We start from the raw sequence: 13,859 nt of genomic DNA, 5'->3' as shown, positions 1-13,859 counted from the left end.
AGACCGTCCACCCCTAGCGCCTCACCCCGGCCCGCACCCAACACGGCTCAACTGAGCTGCCTCAGCGCCCTGCTGAAAACCCGCACCGTCACCATCATGAGGATCGCGGCCAGCCCGCCCAGCGTCATCGCCGCAGACGTCGAGGTGGAGTCCACCACCGCCCCGCCCGCCAGTGCGCCGAGGGACAAGGTCGCCTGGAACGACGACGTGAAGAGCACGGACGCCGCCTCCTGTGCCTGCGGTGCCGACGTCAGGAACCATGTCTGGGAACAGACCGGCACCGCGCCGTACGCGAGCCCCCAGACCACCAGCAGCACGATCGCGCCGGGCTTCCCCGTGCCGATGACCGGCAGCAGGAGCGTCGCCGTCGCGAGCATGCCCGCGGCGGCGGTGAACGTCGCGCGCAGCGCGCGCCTCGCCGTCGTGCCCGCGACGAAGTTGCCGACGATCCCGGCGACGCCGTACGCCAGCAGGGATGCGGTGATGAACTCAGGGCCGGCTTGCGTCACGTCCTCCAGGAACGGGGTGACATACGTGTACGTGCCGAAGTGCGCCATCACGATCAGGAAGGTCACGAACAGCCCCACCCGGATCCGGGTGGCGCCGAGCAGGTCCCGCAGTACGGAGAGTCGGGTGACACCCCGCGGCGGCAGCGGGGGCAGCAGCACGACGAGGGCGGCGAACACGGCCAGCGTCAGGATTCCCATGGCGACGAAGGCCGTCCGCCATCCCGCGAGATTTCCGAGGAAGACCCCGGCGGGCACACCGAGCACGGAACCGAGCGGGACGGCGGAGAAGATCACCGCGGTCGCCGCACCGACCTGCCCCTCGGGCACCAGCCGGGAGGCGAGGCCCGCGGCGATCGACCAGAAGCCGCCGATGACGAGTCCGACCAGGACCCGTGAGACCAGCATGACCCAGTAGGAGGGTGCGACCGCCGCGAGGAGGTCCGCCGACGCGAGCACCAGCATCAGAACGCAGAGCATGACGCGCCGATCCACCCGCCCGGTCGCGACGGTCACGGTGGGCGCGGCGACGGCGGCGAGGATCCCGGGCAGGGTCATCATCAGGCCGGCCGTACCGTCCGAGACACCGAAGGTGTCGCCGATGGGTGTCAGCAGGCCGATCGGCAGGATCTCGGTGGTGACGATGGAGAAGATCCCCATCATCACGGAGACGACGGCGAGCCAGCCGATCACCGGCGACGGAGCGGCGGCAGCAAGGTTGCCGGTGGGATCGGTGGAAGTGGCGCCGTCGGCGGGGGTGGTCAATGCGGGCATGGTTCCTGTCCTGTCGTCATGACGCCAGTGGCAATACGCCCGAGTTCAGCAGTCGTCCACGGTCAGGGTCTGGCACAAATGCGACATGTAGGTCGCACGGCAGGACGGCCGGACGGCCGGACGGCCGGACGGGAGACGGTCGGTCGGCTGTCGGTCGTGGACGGCGGACTGTCGGCGCTTTGTCGGCGGGCGCTGCGACGTTGGGGAGGTAGGCGGAACGGAACCAGCGACGAGGGAGAGCCGATCGTGGATCAATCGCTTGTGGATCGTATGTGGGAGTACCTGAACGCCGGCCTGGCCATGGACGTGGAGGGGCTGGACGCCCTCTACGACCCGGGTTTCGAGAACGTGCGGTTCGACGAGGAGGGTCGGGTGGTGACGCTGACCAAGGACCAGTTCATGGCGCGCTTCCGCGCTCTGCGGGACCAGGGGATGAAGGTGGGTGAGTCACTCGACGACCTCAGCCTTCTGGCCACCAGCGTGTACGACGGCCATGGGTCGATCATCGTGCGCCGCGTGAAGGACGACGTCCCGGTGCTCTACAACTTCGTCTGGCGGCGGCAGGACGGGCGCTGGACCACGCTGGTGCGTGAGTTCACCTTCCACAAGGACATCACCGACCTGGTCAGGATGATCGAGTCCCAGAGCTCGCCCACCTGACCCTCTTGCCGCATCTATCGAAACTCGATAGATTTCCATCGTAACTCGATGGGAGGTTGGGCCATGGGAAAGCTGACCGTGCGCGCGCTGCGCGCCGTGCTCGTGGTGGTGCTCACCGGCACCGTGTTCGTCCAGGCGTTGATGGTCTGGACGTTGATCAGTGGGAACGACCCCGAGGACGGGTCGCTCCCGCTGACCCCGCTGCGCCTGATCACGATCCTGGGCATGGTGTCGGCCCAGGTCGCCCTGGTCTGCGTGTGGCGGCTGGTGACGATGGTGCGACGCGGAACGGTGTTCTCCCACGCAGCCTTCCGGTACGTGGACGGCGTGATCGGCTCGATCGTGGCGGCCGCCCTCGTGTGGTTCGCGGTCACGGCCATCAACGCGCCGGGCCAGCGCGAGGACCCGGGCGTCACCGTCATCATGGCCGGGATCGGCGTGGCCATCCTGGGGGTCGCGCTCATCGTGCTCGTGCTGCGCATGCTGCTCGCCCAGGCGGCGCGGATGCGGGCCGAGTTGGACGAGGTGATCTGATGCCGATCGCCGTCGACATCGACGTGATGCTGGCCAGGCGGAAGATGTCCGTGGGCGAACTCGCGGACCGCGTCGGTATCACACCCGCCAACCTGGCGGTGCTCAAGAACGGACGCGCCAAGGCGGTGCGCTTCGCGACGCTCGCCGCGCTCTGCGAGGTACTCGAGTGCCAGCCGGGCGACCTGCTGCGCTGGGAGACCGAGGACGCCGCGGACGGATGAGACCCGCCGCGGCGCTGAGCCCGTCAAGGCGTGGAGCGTCCATGCTCCGCTGGTCAGCCGGCCGCCCCGATCGGCGCCAGCACCCTGTCGAGCGCCGCGCGGCCGGCTGGGCCCCAGGTGGGTTTGCCGCCGGGGAGGTTCTGGTCGCCGGCGCGGCCTACGAGGATGAGGGCGAGGCACTTCCCGGCGGCCAGGCCTCGGGCGCGGCGGATCGTCGGCTCGTCCGCCTGTGCGTACGCGGCGAAGAAGCGCGCGGCCGCCCCGGCGGGGAGGAGCACCCAGGCGGCGGCGAGATCCACCGCCGGGTCGCCGGCGCACATGTCGCCGAAGTCGACGACGCCGGTGAGTGTGCCGTCCGAGACGACGACGTTGGCCGGGTGCAGGTCGCCGTGCAGCCATAGCGGCGGGCCCTCCCAGTCGGGCGCTGCGACGGCCTGCTCCCAGATGTCCCGGACCCTTCGGAGTTCGGCGAAGTCGCCTCCGGAGGCGACTTCCTCCAGGCCCTGCTCGAAGCCGTCCGCGAGCTGTTCGAGGGGGACGCCGCGGTCCTCGCCGACCGGTGCGTCCGGGGGCGCCTGCACGTGGAGGGCCCTGAGGAAGCCCGCCAGGGTGTCGGCCGCGGCGGCGTGGCTGATCGGGGCGCGGTCGGCCGGTTCGCCGGGGACCCAGGTCGCGATGGTCCATGGGCGCGGGAAGCGGGCGGACGGTTCCCCGAGGCGTACGGGGGTCGGGACCGGGAGCGGGAGACGCGGGGCCAGGGCGGGCAGCCACCGGTGCTCCTTGCGCAGGAGGGACGGCGCGCGCTCCGTGCGGGGCATGCGCACGGCCAACCCATCGCCCAGCCGCCACAGTTGGTTGTCCCAACCGCCGATCACCTCGCGCACGTCGAGCCCTGCGAGGTCCGGATGCTGCTCTCGCACCAGCGAGCGCACCAGGTTCTCGTCGATCTCGATGCTCTCCATGAGCCGTCGTCCGTCCCGTCAGGCGTCCGCGCCCGCGGTCCGCGCGCCGAACCACTGCTCCGCGCCGTACTCCTCGAAACGGGCGACCTCGACGAACCCCAGCTTCGTCGCGAGGCGCATCGCGCGGGTGTTGGCGGTCTGGGTGGTGAGCACCACGGGCTCACCCGGGAGCGTGGCGGTGAACCAGTCGAGGGCCGCCGCGGAGGCCTCGGCGGCGTACCCGCGCCCCCAGGCCTCCGGCAGGAGCATGTAGCCGAGCTCGGTCTCGCCGCCCTCCGGGCGGACCCGGCCGGGGCGCTCCGCGTCGCGCCGGTCGAGCGTGATCATGCCGATCATCGCTCCGTCGAGATCGATCACGAAGAGGCCGGGCCGCTGCCCGGGCACCTCGGGCATCGCGCGCTCCAGCTCGTCACGCGGGCGAGCGCCACCGACGTACGTGCCCACCTCCGGCGAGGCGAACAGCTCGACGAACGCGGCCCGGTCCCGGGCCTCGGACGCGCGGAGGACGAGCCGCTCGGTCTCGATCGGGGCGGTCGGCGGCCAGGCGACGGTTCCGGGTTCAGTCATGCCGTCAACCCAACCAGCAGGTTCGGCGGTGATCAAGGGATCCTGGCGCCGACCCTACGGCGTCAACACGCCGTTCAGGAAAGGCTCGATGGCCGTGCGCCAGGCGTCCGGGTGGTCGTAGTGGACGAGGTGGCCGGCGTCGGGAACCTCGGCGTACGCGCCGTGCGGGAGGACGCGGACCATCTCCTGGGCCTCGGCGCGGCCCAGTTCGCCGTCCAGGCCGCGGACGACGAGCGTGGGGCAGCGGACCTGGGCGAGGGAGTCCCAGTGCGCGTCGTGGACCCAGGTCTCGCGGGAGGTGAGCATCTGCGCCGGGTCGAACACCGGCCGCCAGCCGTCCGCCGATTCGGCCATCACCTCGGCGAAGAACTCGCCGCGCGCGGGGTTCGGGCGTTCGACCCACGGGTCGTCCTCGCCGAACCACTTCCGTACGTCCGCGAGCGTCGCGAACGGCACCGGCCAGGTACGGAACCAGTCCGCCCACTCGCGCTGCGAAGCGGCGCCGAGGGCGGAGGCCCGCATGTCGCAGATGACCAGCGCGCGGACGAGGTCGGGCCGTTCGGCGGCCAGCTGCCAGGCGGTCAGGGCGCCCATGGAGTGGCCGACGAGCGTCACCGGGCCGAGCCCGAGCTGTTCGACCGCCGCCGCCGCGTCGGCGACGTACGCCTCGCGGGTGAAGGGCCCCGCGGCGGGCTTCGCGCTGCGGCCGTGTCCGCGCTGGTCGAGCGCGACCGCGCGGTGCCGCTCGGCGAGCCAGCGGGCGGTGGGCGCCCAGTGCGAGGCGCGGCCCATCAGGCCGTGCAGCAGTAAGACACCGGGGGCTGGCGCTGGGTGCGCGGGCTCCTGGCCGTACGCCTTGGGCGGCTCGGCGAACTCCCAGGCCGCCAGGCGTACGCCGTCGGCTCCGGTCACGTCGATGCGTCGCACCATGTCCCTGGCACCCCCTCTTTTCCCGCGTTCCGGTCGAGCGATGTCGAGCGATGTCGAGCGCTGTCGAACTCCGCCAGACTATCGAACCTGTATTCGAAAATGCGGTTCTGCCATGCAACACCCCTCGTTCGAGTGACCTCGCTCAAGGATTGACGCGCGCCGCCGAGGGGAGATCTTCTGCGGGAGGCGGACCGCTCGGGGAAAACGGTCCGAGGGGAATGACCCTGGGAGCTCGGGGCTCCGGGTCAGCACAGGGGAGGACAGGCCCCGGCGCCCATGGGCGCCGGGGCCCTCTGTCGCCTCAGCCCTCGCGGACCCGGCCGCACACACGAGCCACGCCGCGCCCAGCCGATCCGTACGCCGCGTCGCCGGCATCCTCCGGCCCCCTCCCCGACCCGACCACCCCGACCGCCCCGGTCCTGTTCAGACCAGCGTGGCACGACCGGGGTGCGGGCGTGGCCATTCCGACGTAAACCGGGCTGTCCAGTTATGGACGGGACGGCTGTCCGGTTACGGACGGGGCGGCTGTCCGGTTACGGACGGGGCGGCTGTCCGGTTACGGATGGCGCGGCTGCCCGGTTCCGGACGGCGCGTACGTCGCCTCGATGCCGGCGACGATCAGCCGCAGCCCCTCCTCGAACCCGGCGTCGAAGTCGGTGAACAGCTCCGCGCCGGCCGCCGCCGCCAGCGGGTAGTCCGCCAGCCGCTCCGCGCGCTCCTCGACGTCGAAGCCCTCGCGGGCCTCGCCGGGTGTCGGCTGCGCGCCCTGCTCCTCCGTGACGAAGCCGAGCGTGAACATGTACGCGGTGGTTCCCGCCCGGACCGCCTCGCGCGGCGAGAAGCCCGCGGCGGCGAGCGCGCGGAGCTGGCGCTCCATGTCGGCGGCGAAGTCGACGCCGGTGAAGCGGGCGCCGCTGTACACCTTCGCCCCGTCGCGGTACCGCAGCAGCGCGGCACGCAGGCCGCGGTTGGTCGCGAGGATCAGCTCCTGCCAGGTCAGGTCGCCGGTGGGGTGGGCGACGGGGTCGGCCACCATCTGCCGGTACATCACCGTCGCCATCTCGTCGAGCAGCGCCTGCTTGTTCTTGAAGTGCCAGTAGAGCGCGGGGGCCTGCACGTTCAGCTCTTTGGCGATGGCCCGCAGGGTCAGCCCCTCGAGCCCCCGCTCGTTCAGGAGACCCAGGGCGACCTCCGCCACCTGCGCGGGGTCGATCCGGGCCGTCTTCTTCGTCGCCACGCCGCCACCGTATCCCCTTGACAACTTAACGGCGTTAAGGAGATGCTCCGGGAGTCAGGAACTTAACGCCGTTAAGGAACGCGGAGGGCACAGCCATGGACACGCACACGCACACCCGCACCGACATCACCACCACCGACGTCGTCGTCGTCGGAGCCGGACCCACCGGACTCGTGCTCGCCATCGACCTCGCCCGCCGGGGCGTGCGCACCGTGCTCCTGGAGAAGGCCGACGGCCTCTTCCCCGGCTCGCGCGGCAAGGGGCTGCAGCCGCGCAGCCAGGAGGTCCTCGACGACCTCGGCGTGCTGCCCGCGATCCACGTCTCCGGCACCGGCTACCCGCGGATGCTGGCCTGGGACGGCGCCGAGCGGCAGCACGAGTTCGACATGGTGAAGACCTCCGAGCCCACCGAGCAGGTCCCGTACGCAAACCTGCTGCTCATCCCGCAGGCCCGCACCCAGGAGGTCCTGTACGACAGGCTGGTGGAGCTCGGCGGCAGCGTCCGGTTCGGCGCCGCGCTCACCGGGCTCCGCCAGGACGCGGACGGGGTCGAGGCGGACCTCTCCACCGGCGCGACGGTACGCGCGGCCTACCTGGTCGCCGCCGACGGCGGGCGCTCGACGGTCCGCCGCGCGCTCGGCATCGGCATGACGGGCGAGAGCGTCGACCCGCGCCCGGTGCTCGTCGCGGACGTGCGTCTCTCACCGGACGCGCTCGTCGACCGCGGCAATTGGCACATCTGGCCGAAGGCGGAGGGCGGCGGCACGGCGCTGTGCCCGCTGCCCGGCGGCGACGGCGACCTGTTCCAGCTCATGGCCGGCTTCGAGGACGAGACGGCCGTCATCGACACCTCGGCCGAGGCGGTGCGCCGGCTCGTCGCCGCCCGCACCCCGCTGACCGAGGCGGACGTCACCGAGGTGCTGTGGGCGTCGGACTTCCGGGCCAGTGCGGCCATGGCCGACCGGTTCCGCGAGGGCCGGGTCTTCCTGGCCGGCGACGCGGCCCACATCCACTCCCCCGCGGGCGGCCAAGGGCTGAACACCAGCATCCAGGACGCGTACAACCTCGGCTGGAAGCTCGGCCAGGTCCTCCGGCACGGCGCCCCGGCCGCGCTGCTCGACACGTACGAGGCGGAACGGCTGCCGATCGCCGCGGACGTGCTCGGCATCAGCACCCGCATCCACCGGGCCGCCGCCGAAGGGAAGGGGACCCAGCGCGGCGAGGAGGTCCAGCAGCTCGGGCTCGGGTACCGGGACTCGTCGCTCACCGTGGAGACCCGTACGGGGCGGGCGGACGACGCGCTGCGCGCGGGCGACCGCGCGCCGGACGGACCGCACGACGGGGCACGTCTCTTCGACGCCTTCCGCGGCCCGCACTTCACGCTGCTCGCGATCGGCACGGACGTCCCCGCGTGGGCGGCCGGCGAGACGCTCCCCGCCACCGTCCGTACCGCCCGCCTCGACGCGTACGAGGCCTACGGCACCGGTCTGTTCCTGATCCGCCCCGACGGGTACGTGGGCTGGGCGGGCGAAGGCAACAGCGACCGCGACATCAACACCGGCAACGGCAGCGGCAGCGGCAGCGGCAGCGGCAGCGGCAACACGACGGCGCCCGGCACGCTCGGCGCGTACCTGGCCGCCGTCGGCGTCCGTACCGCGGACTAGCTAGCGCTTCGCCACGAACACGTGGGACGCGATGTCCGCGTCCAGCTCCGCCGCCTCACCGCCGCTGCCGACGAGGACACCGCCGGGCGAGTCGGTCACGCTCACGACCGAGCCGGGCTGCACGCCCGCCCGGCGCAGCGTGTACATCAGCTGGGCGTCCGTCTGGATCGGCTCGCCGATCCGGCGGACGATCACCGTCTTGCCCTCGGTGCCGGCCTCCAGGTCGGCGAGCGAGACCATCGAGTCGTCGAGGAACGCCTCTGTCTCGGCCTTCTCGCCCAGCTCCTCCAGGCCCGGGATCGGGTTGCCGTACGGCGACTCCGTCGGGTGGCGCAGCAGCTCCAGGACGCGCCGCTCGACCGCCTCGCTCATCACGTGCTCCCAGCGGCAGGCCTCGGCGTGGACCTGCTCCCACTCCAGGCCGATCACGTCGACGAGCAGGCACTCCGCGAGGCGGTGCTTGCGCATCACGCGGGTGGCGAGACGGCGGCCCTCGTCGGTGAGCTCCAGGTGCCGGTCGCTGGCGACGGCCACCAGGCCGTCCCGCTCCATCCGGGCCACGGTCTGGCTGACCGTCGGGCCGCTCTGGTCGAGCCGCTCGGCGATCCGGGCACGCATCGGGACCACACCTTCTTCCTCCAGCTCGAGGATGGTGCGGAGATACATCTCCGTGGTGTCGATCAGTCCGGACATACGTGCCCCTCGATTGAGTCGTGCGCTGGCCCTGCACCAATTCTGACGCATGACACCGACAACCGTGTCTCGCCGGGGGGAAGGAGGGTAGGCACGGTATTGACAGAGCAATGGTCCAGACCGCACCGTGATCGGCGACCACGACGAGAAGGAGCTTCGGGCATGGGCGAGAGCGGGCGCGTGAGCAACGGGGCCGGCGGCGGGGAGAGCAAGCTGGCCGGGCAGTTCTTCGACGCCGCGATCGGCCTGCTCCAGCAGGTACGGGACGAGGACGCGGCCGAGATCGCCGCGGCCGGCGCCGCGATCGCCGAGACCGTCGCGGCCGGGGGCCGACTGTTCGCCTTCGGCGCGGGCCACTCGTCGCTCGCCGCGCAGGACGTCGTCTACCGGGCGGGCGGCTTCGCGCTGATGAACCTGCTCGCGGTCCCGGGCGTGGTGGGCGTCGACGTCATGCCGGCGACGCTGGGCTCCGCGCTGGAGCGGGTGGACGGGCTCGCGAGCGCCGTGCTCGACTCATCCCCGGCGCAGGAGGGCGACCTCCTGATCATCATCTCGCTCTCCGGCCGCAACGCGCTGCCGGTGGAGATGGCGATGAACGCGCGCGCCCTCGGCCTCACGGTGATCGGTGTGACGTCGGTGGCGTACGCGACGGAGACGAAGTCGCGGCACGTCTCGGGGACGTACCTGAAGGACCACTGCGACATCGTGCTCGACTCGAAGATCGCGATCGGCGACGCGGAGCTGACCCACGAGGGCATCGAGGCCCCGTTCGCCCCGGCGTCGACCGTCGTCACCAGCGCGCTGATGCAGGCCACGATGGCCGCCGCCGCGGAGGAGCTGGTGGCCCGCGGCATCGAGCCGCCGCTGCTGCGCTCGGGCAACGTGGACGGCGGCCACGAGTGGAACGGCCGGGTGATGACGGAGTACCGGGACAGGATCTTCTTCCGGCACTAGGTGGGGGCCAGGCGGGGGCTAGGCCGGGACTCTCGACACGACGACCAGGCCGGTGCCGGCGAGGAAGGGGACGGCGCCCGCGGCGAGCAGCAGGGGGAGCGTGTCCCCGGTCGGGGCGAAGGTGACGACGGACGCCGGCCGGCACAGCCCGCTCCCCACAAGCAGCAGGCCGATGCCGTGCGGCACGGGCCGGATGACGTTCGGTCGCTCCCAGGGATGGATCCAGCCGGTGAGGAGTTCGACGGCCCCGCCGACGGCGAGGGCCACGGCGAACGCGATCAGCACCCCGCCGACCAGGTACCCCGTCACTCCCCCTTCGTCACTCCTGCCAGATCCAGCGACGCCGCGAGCCGAGTCGTCACCGTCTCCGCGTAGACCGCGTCGGGGCGTTCGAAGGCGGGGCGGGCGGAGGAGCGGAGGAACGTCGCGATGCCGAGGGTGCGGCCGCGGCTGCGGAGCGGGATGCACAGGGCGTGGGCGGCGTCGCGCGGCCAGCGGCGTTCGGACGCCCAGTCCTCGCCCGCGCGCGGCCGGGCCGCCGCGGTGGCGGAGGCACGGACGGGGCCGGTGCGGGCCAGGGCCTGGAGCGCGGGGTGGTTGTCCGCGTACGGGACGGGGACGCCGCCGCCCGCGACCGGGGCGACCGGGCCGGGCGCCCCGGCCGGGGTGGCCGCGGCGCGTACGAGTCGCTGTTCGTCCGCGGTGACGTCGAGCAGCGCGTGGTCGGCGAAGCCGGCGACGGCGAAGTCCAGGAGTACGGTCGCGGCCTCCATCGGGTCCTCGCACTCCGCCGCGGCGGCCCCGGCGCGGTGCAGCTGGCTGCACCGGAAGCGGAGCCGGTCGGCCTCCTGCTCGGCGAGCTTGGCCTCGGTGACGTCCTGGAACAGCCAGCCGACACCGAGCGGCACGGGCTCCTCGGCGAGCGGCGAGGCCAGCCGCACGAACCCGCTGCGCCAGCAGCGGCGCCGGTCGTCGCCGTCGCCGCCGCGCAGCGTCACCCACAGCTCGACGAGGCCGCGCGGCGCGCCCTCGGCGAGTACGTGCTGCAGCGCGCCCTCCACCTCCTCGACGCCCTGGGTGATCAGCTCGCCGAGCGGCCGGCCGAGCGCGGTGGTGCGGCCGGTGCCCATGGCGCGGGCGGCGCGGGTGTTGACGACGGCGGGGCGCAGATCGACGTCGACGAGGACGACGCCCCAGGACGCGTCCTCGAACAGCGCCTCGCTGAGCGCGATCGACCGCTCCAGGTCGATCTGCGCGTGCACCTCGCTGAACGCGCAGTAGACACCGGCGGGCTGCCCGTCCGCGCCGCGCACGCCCGCGGCCTGGATCCGTACGAGGACCCGGCCGCCGTCCTTGCGCAGCAGCGCGAACTCGTGGACCTGGCGGCCCGGCGCGTGCATCGCGGCCATGAGCCGCTCCCGCACCTCGTCCGCGTCCGCCCGGCGCGCCGCCCAGCCGGAGAACCCCCGCTTCCCGACGGCCTGTTCGGCCGACCAGCCGAGGATCCGCTCGGCCTCCCGGTTCCAGTGGGTGACGGTCCCCTCGGCGTCGAAGGCACAGAGCGCCGCGTCCATCCCGTCGAGCAGCGCGGCCAGCAGGTCACCCCCGGCCCCTTCGGCCGGCCGCTCCGCGGTCCCACTCCTGGCAGCACTCATCCCGGACCCCCTGCAGGACGGTGTACGCGTACGCCCGAACCGCACGCCGTGGCCATTCAACTCGAATGTGACCCAGGGCACACCGGGTTCGCCGAAATCGATACATCGCGGAAACGAACATGGGGAGCCATGCACACCGACACGTCCTGCGGGGCCTGGGATCCAACCCCGCGCTCCCCGCCGAGCTGCTGCGCCCGCTGCTGGAGTGCAAGGTCCCGGGGCGAGTGGCCGCCCACCTGCGCGAGAACCTGCCGGACTGGCTTGCGGAGGAGTTCGCCGCCTCGGAACACGAGGAGGTCCTGCTCTGGCTGGCCGGGACACCGAACCTCCCGGCCGAGGTCCACCGCGCCCTCGCGCCGCACCCCGAGGCCGCGGTCCGGTGGCGACTGACCCGGGTGGCAGACGAGCTGCCCCCGGACGTCCTCGACGTGCTGGTGACCGACCCCGACTCGCAGGTACGGCAGTTCCTCGCCAAGTACGCACCGGCCGGCCCCCTCGCCCGCCTCGCCGAGGACCCCGACCCCCGCATCCGCGAGCTCGCGCCCCGCGATCCCGAGCTGCCGGACGGGCTCCTGGAGGAGCTGGCGACCGACCCCGAGGCGCGGGTGCGCCGGGCCTTCGCCGGCCACCCCCGGCTGCCGCTCACGTACCTGCTCGCTCTCCTCGCGGACGACGACGCGCGGACCGCCGAAGCCGCAGGTGGGAACCCCTCGCTCCCGGTCTCGGAAATGGCGCGGATCATCGCCGCGGCAGGCCTCGGGAAATCCGTCGAATAAATCGGTTGAGCCGTCCCGGACCCGCTCCTACTGTGGGGGCACACGCGAAAGGAGGTGATCCGAGAAATGATTTCTTTTCGGATTCGTGAGGTGACTGCGGGCTAAGGCCTGCCGTCGCACGATGTGCACCTCGGCAGGCCGTCTGCCGAAACCCAAGCAGTCACCCGACCCGTGGGCCGCCGGTGTCCGACCGGCTCCCGTCCGAACTCGAGCGGACGGGAACAAGGCCCACGGGTCGTCTGCGTTTCCGGGGCCGTACGCACTGTGGTGCGGGTCACAGGGAACGTTCGCCCTCCTCGGCGCCTCCCCCTGGTGTCGGCTTTCGCTTCGGAGGGGACTCGCCATGGTTGTCGCAGCCACCGCACCGCAGCCCGTGATCAGCGCCGCACGGGCAGGGGCCTTCCTGCTCGGCGTGCTCGCGCTCGTGCATGTCTACTGGGCCGCCGGTGCGACCTGGCCCGCCGCGGACGAGCGGGGGCTCTCGCTCGCCGTGCTCGGGAGTGTGGTGTCGTTCGGGCCCGCGGTCACGCTGCCGCTCGCCGTGTTGGAGGGGGTCGCGTGTGTGGGGGTGTTCGCGTTCGTACGCGATCCCGGCGCCAGGTTTCCGCGGCTCGTCACCTCCGCCTTCACCGCCGGGCTGCTGCTGCGCGGGGCCGTGGGGGTCTGGTGGGTCCTGCTCGGGAAGGACGGTTCCGGGGACGTGTTCCCGTGGCTGAACGCGCTCGCGTACACGCCTCTGTGCCTGGGGCTCGGCTGGGCGGTGCTGCGTGAGCTCCGGCGCTGATCGGGGGCGCGAGCGCGGCGTCGCGCTGGCGCGGGCCGCGCGGCGCGGGGACACCCTCGCGCTGCACGATCTGCTCGACCACCTGACCCCGTACATCTCCCGCGTCTGCGGCCCGATCGCGCTCGACGACGGGCCGGACGCGACGCAGGAGGCGCTGGTCGCCGTGTTCCGGTCGCTGCGGTCGCTGCGCGAGCCGGAGGCGCTGTACGGGTGGGTGCGGGCGATCGCCGTACGGGAGGCGGTCCGGGTGGCCGAGCGGGCGGGCCGGGCCCGGCCGGCGGAGCTGGCCGAGGTGCCCGCGCCGGGCGATCCCCAACTCGCCGCCGACGTACGGGACGTGCTGTCCCGGCTGGCGCCCGGCCATCGTGCCGTCCTCGTCCTGCGGGACGTGGAGGGTCTGGACGAGGAGGCCGCGGCGGCCGTCCTCGGTGTTCCCACCGGCACCGCCAAGTCCCGGCTGCACCGGGCCCGGCGGAGTTTTCGAAAGGCGTGGTCGGCGTGAGGACTGAAACCATCGACGCCGTACGGCGGTTGCGTGTCATGGGCGCGGCCGTGCGCGGCGCGCGGGTCGTCGAGCGGGTACTGCCCGCCTCTCCGGACGAGGTCTGGGCGGTGATGGGCGACCTGGAGGGCGGGTTCGGCAGGTTCCAGCCGGACATGCGGTCCGTACGCGTCGTACGGGTCGACGGCGATCGGGTCGAGGCGCTGGCGCGCAGCCGGTACGGGCTGCGGGCCCGCTTCCACGGGGTGCTGCGGCCGGGGTGGTGCTGGCTGCAGAGCCGGTTCCTGATCATCGGGATGGCCGCGACGGCCGAGCCCGGCGGCGGGACCCGGGTCGCGCTGACCGGCGGCGTACGGGTCCCTGGCCGCGCCGCGATCCTCCCCGGCGCGCGGCGCGAGCTGCGGCGGGCGATGGACCGGCTGGCCGCCGAACTCCCGTGA

General features: G+C 72.8%; 17 protein-coding genes. 9 read left to right on the top strand and 8 right to left on the bottom strand.

What is annotated here, in order from left to right; all coding sequences use genetic code 11:
* Positions 1-47: 47 nt before the first annotated feature.
* A complete protein-coding gene (locus R2D22_RS21065; protein WP_411977054.1) occupies positions 48-1,280 on the bottom strand; it encodes an MFS transporter in 1,233 nt (410 codons plus the stop codon).
* Between the two features lie 246 nt (positions 1,281-1,526).
* Between R2D22_RS21065 and R2D22_RS21060 the strand changes: the two genes are divergently transcribed.
* The 3 genes from R2D22_RS21060 to R2D22_RS21050 all read left to right on the top strand — a co-directional run bounded on the left by R2D22_RS21060 (position 1,527) and on the right by R2D22_RS21050 (position 2,695).
* The gene (locus R2D22_RS21060) at positions 1,527-1,940 is read left to right on the top strand and encodes a nuclear transport factor 2 family protein (protein ID WP_318105904.1); all 414 of its coding nucleotides are present in this window, start codon (positions 1,527-1,529) and stop codon (positions 1,938-1,940) included.
* Positions 1,941-2,003: 63 nt separating this feature from the next.
* The gene (locus R2D22_RS21055; protein ID WP_318105897.1) at positions 2,004-2,474 is read left to right on the top strand and encodes a DUF2975 domain-containing protein; all 471 of its coding nucleotides are present in this window, start codon (positions 2,004-2,006) and stop codon (positions 2,472-2,474) included.
* A complete protein-coding gene (locus tag R2D22_RS21050) occupies positions 2,474-2,695 on the top strand; it encodes a helix-turn-helix domain-containing protein (protein ID WP_318105894.1) in 222 nt (73 codons plus the stop codon). Before R2D22_RS21055 ends, R2D22_RS21050 begins: the two co-directional genes overlap by 1 nt.
* Before the next feature lie 53 nt (positions 2,696-2,748).
* On the opposite strand, the gene R2D22_RS21045 is transcribed toward R2D22_RS21050, so the two are convergent.
* The 4 genes from R2D22_RS21045 to R2D22_RS21030 all read right to left on the bottom strand — a co-directional run bounded on the left by R2D22_RS21045 (position 2,749) and on the right by R2D22_RS21030 (position 6,391).
* Positions 2,749-3,657, bottom strand: coding sequence for an aminoglycoside phosphotransferase family protein (locus R2D22_RS21045; RefSeq protein WP_318105892.1), 909 nt, complete (start codon positions 3,655-3,657; stop codon positions 2,749-2,751).
* A gap of 18 nt (positions 3,658-3,675) precedes the next feature.
* Positions 3,676-4,224 (bottom strand): GNAT family N-acetyltransferase, encoded by a 549-nt coding sequence (locus R2D22_RS21040; protein WP_318105889.1) that lies wholly within the window; start codon positions 4,222-4,224, stop codon positions 3,676-3,678.
* A gap of 54 nt (positions 4,225-4,278) precedes the next feature.
* On the bottom strand, positions 4,279-5,154 hold the full coding sequence (locus R2D22_RS21035; RefSeq protein ID WP_318105887.1) for an alpha/beta fold hydrolase: 876 nt from the start codon (positions 5,152-5,154) through the stop codon (positions 4,279-4,281).
* 556 nt (positions 5,155-5,710) lie between these two features.
* Positions 5,711-6,391, bottom strand: a complete 681-nt coding sequence (locus tag R2D22_RS21030) for a TetR/AcrR family transcriptional regulator C-terminal domain-containing protein (protein ID WP_318105884.1) — start codon at positions 6,389-6,391, stop codon at positions 5,711-5,713.
* A gap of 95 nt (positions 6,392-6,486) precedes the next feature.
* Here R2D22_RS21030 and R2D22_RS21025 point away from each other — a divergent pair, with 95 nt between their 5' ends.
* Positions 6,487-8,055, top strand: coding sequence for an FAD-dependent oxidoreductase (locus R2D22_RS21025; RefSeq protein WP_318105883.1), 1,569 nt, complete (start codon positions 6,487-6,489; stop codon positions 8,053-8,055).
* Here R2D22_RS21025 and R2D22_RS21020 read toward each other — a convergent pair whose 3' ends face one another.
* The gene (locus R2D22_RS21020) at positions 8,056-8,748 is read right to left on the bottom strand and encodes an iron-dependent transcriptional repressor DtxR (protein ID WP_318105878.1); all 693 of its coding nucleotides are present in this window, start codon (positions 8,746-8,748) and stop codon (positions 8,056-8,058) included. It lies immediately after the preceding gene.
* Between the two features lie 162 nt (positions 8,749-8,910).
* Between R2D22_RS21020 and R2D22_RS21015 the strand changes: the two genes are divergently transcribed.
* Positions 8,911-9,702: an SIS domain-containing protein gene (locus R2D22_RS21015; RefSeq protein ID WP_318105875.1), complete on the top strand. Its 792-nt coding sequence runs from the start codon at positions 8,911-8,913 to the stop codon at positions 9,700-9,702.
* Between the two features lie 18 nt (positions 9,703-9,720).
* Here the strand turns inward: R2D22_RS21015 and R2D22_RS21010 are convergent, their stop codons facing one another.
* A complete protein-coding gene (locus tag R2D22_RS21010) occupies positions 9,721-10,011 on the bottom strand; it encodes a hypothetical protein (protein WP_318105873.1) in 291 nt (96 codons plus the stop codon).
* On the bottom strand, positions 10,008-11,357 hold the full coding sequence (locus R2D22_RS21005) for a PAS domain-containing protein (protein WP_318105869.1): 1,350 nt from the start codon (positions 11,355-11,357) through the stop codon (positions 10,008-10,010). The genes R2D22_RS21010 and R2D22_RS21005 overlap by 4 nt, the downstream gene beginning before the upstream one ends.
* A 119-nt stretch (positions 11,358-11,476) precedes the next feature.
* Here R2D22_RS21005 and R2D22_RS21000 point away from each other — a divergent pair, with 119 nt between their 5' ends.
* The 4 genes from R2D22_RS21000 (at position 11,477) to R2D22_RS20985 (ending at position 13,859) form a co-directional block, all read left to right on the top strand.
* The gene (locus R2D22_RS21000; RefSeq protein ID WP_318105866.1) at positions 11,477-12,133 is read left to right on the top strand and encodes a hypothetical protein; all 657 of its coding nucleotides are present in this window, start codon (positions 11,477-11,479) and stop codon (positions 12,131-12,133) included.
* Positions 12,134-12,476: 343 nt separating this feature from the next.
* Positions 12,477-12,917 (top strand): DUF3995 domain-containing protein, encoded by a 441-nt coding sequence (locus R2D22_RS20995; RefSeq protein ID WP_318105864.1) that lies wholly within the window; start codon positions 12,477-12,479, stop codon positions 12,915-12,917.
* Positions 12,901-13,419: an RNA polymerase sigma factor gene (locus R2D22_RS20990; protein WP_318105862.1), complete on the top strand. Its 519-nt coding sequence runs from the start codon at positions 12,901-12,903 to the stop codon at positions 13,417-13,419. The genes R2D22_RS20995 and R2D22_RS20990 overlap by 17 nt, the downstream gene beginning before the upstream one ends.
* Positions 13,416-13,859: a hypothetical protein gene (locus R2D22_RS20985; protein WP_318105860.1), complete on the top strand. Its 444-nt coding sequence runs from the start codon at positions 13,416-13,418 to the stop codon at positions 13,857-13,859. Before R2D22_RS20990 ends, R2D22_RS20985 begins: the two co-directional genes overlap by 4 nt.

Origin of the sequence: Streptomyces sp. HUAS YS2, from assembly GCF_033343995.1 — a bacterium.
GTDB lineage: Bacteria > Actinomycetota > Actinomycetes > Streptomycetales > Streptomycetaceae > Streptomyces > Streptomyces solicathayae.
Note: the sequence above shows the minus strand (reverse complement) of the source record. Positions and strands in the feature narration are given on the sequence as shown.

Excerpts from the sequence above, each read along its gene's own strand:
- R2D22_RS21000 (WP_318105866.1), top strand. The coding sequence starts at position 11,477 with ATGGGGAGCCATGCACACCGACACGTCCTGCGGGGCCTGGGATCCAAC.
- R2D22_RS21005 (WP_318105869.1), bottom strand. The coding sequence starts at position 11,357 with ATGAGTGCTGCCAGGAGTGGGACCGCGGAGCGGCCGGCCGAAGGGGCC.
- R2D22_RS21055 (WP_318105897.1), top strand. The coding sequence starts at position 2,004 with ATGGGAAAGCTGACCGTGCGCGCGCTGCGCGCCGTGCTCGTGGTGGTG.
- R2D22_RS21035 (WP_318105887.1), bottom strand. The coding sequence starts at position 5,154 with ATGGTGCGACGCATCGACGTGACCGGAGCCGACGGCGTACGCCTGGCG.
- R2D22_RS21040 (WP_318105889.1), bottom strand. The coding sequence starts at position 4,224 with ATGACTGAACCCGGAACCGTCGCCTGGCCGCCGACCGCCCCGATCGAG.
- R2D22_RS21020 (WP_318105878.1), bottom strand. The coding sequence starts at position 8,748 with ATGTCCGGACTGATCGACACCACGGAGATGTATCTCCGCACCATCCTC.
- R2D22_RS21015 (WP_318105875.1), top strand. The coding sequence starts at position 8,911 with ATGGGCGAGAGCGGGCGCGTGAGCAACGGGGCCGGCGGCGGGGAGAGC.
- R2D22_RS21050 (WP_318105894.1), top strand. The coding sequence starts at position 2,474 with ATGCCGATCGCCGTCGACATCGACGTGATGCTGGCCAGGCGGAAGATG.
- R2D22_RS21045 (WP_318105892.1), bottom strand. The coding sequence starts at position 3,657 with ATGGAGAGCATCGAGATCGACGAGAACCTGGTGCGCTCGCTGGTGCGA.
- R2D22_RS20995 (WP_318105864.1), top strand. The coding sequence starts at position 12,477 with ATGGTTGTCGCAGCCACCGCACCGCAGCCCGTGATCAGCGCCGCACGG.
- R2D22_RS21025 (WP_318105883.1), top strand. The coding sequence starts at position 6,487 with ATGGACACGCACACGCACACCCGCACCGACATCACCACCACCGACGTC.
- R2D22_RS21065 (WP_411977054.1), bottom strand. The coding sequence starts at position 1,280 with ATGCCCGCATTGACCACCCCCGCCGACGGCGCCACTTCCACCGATCCC.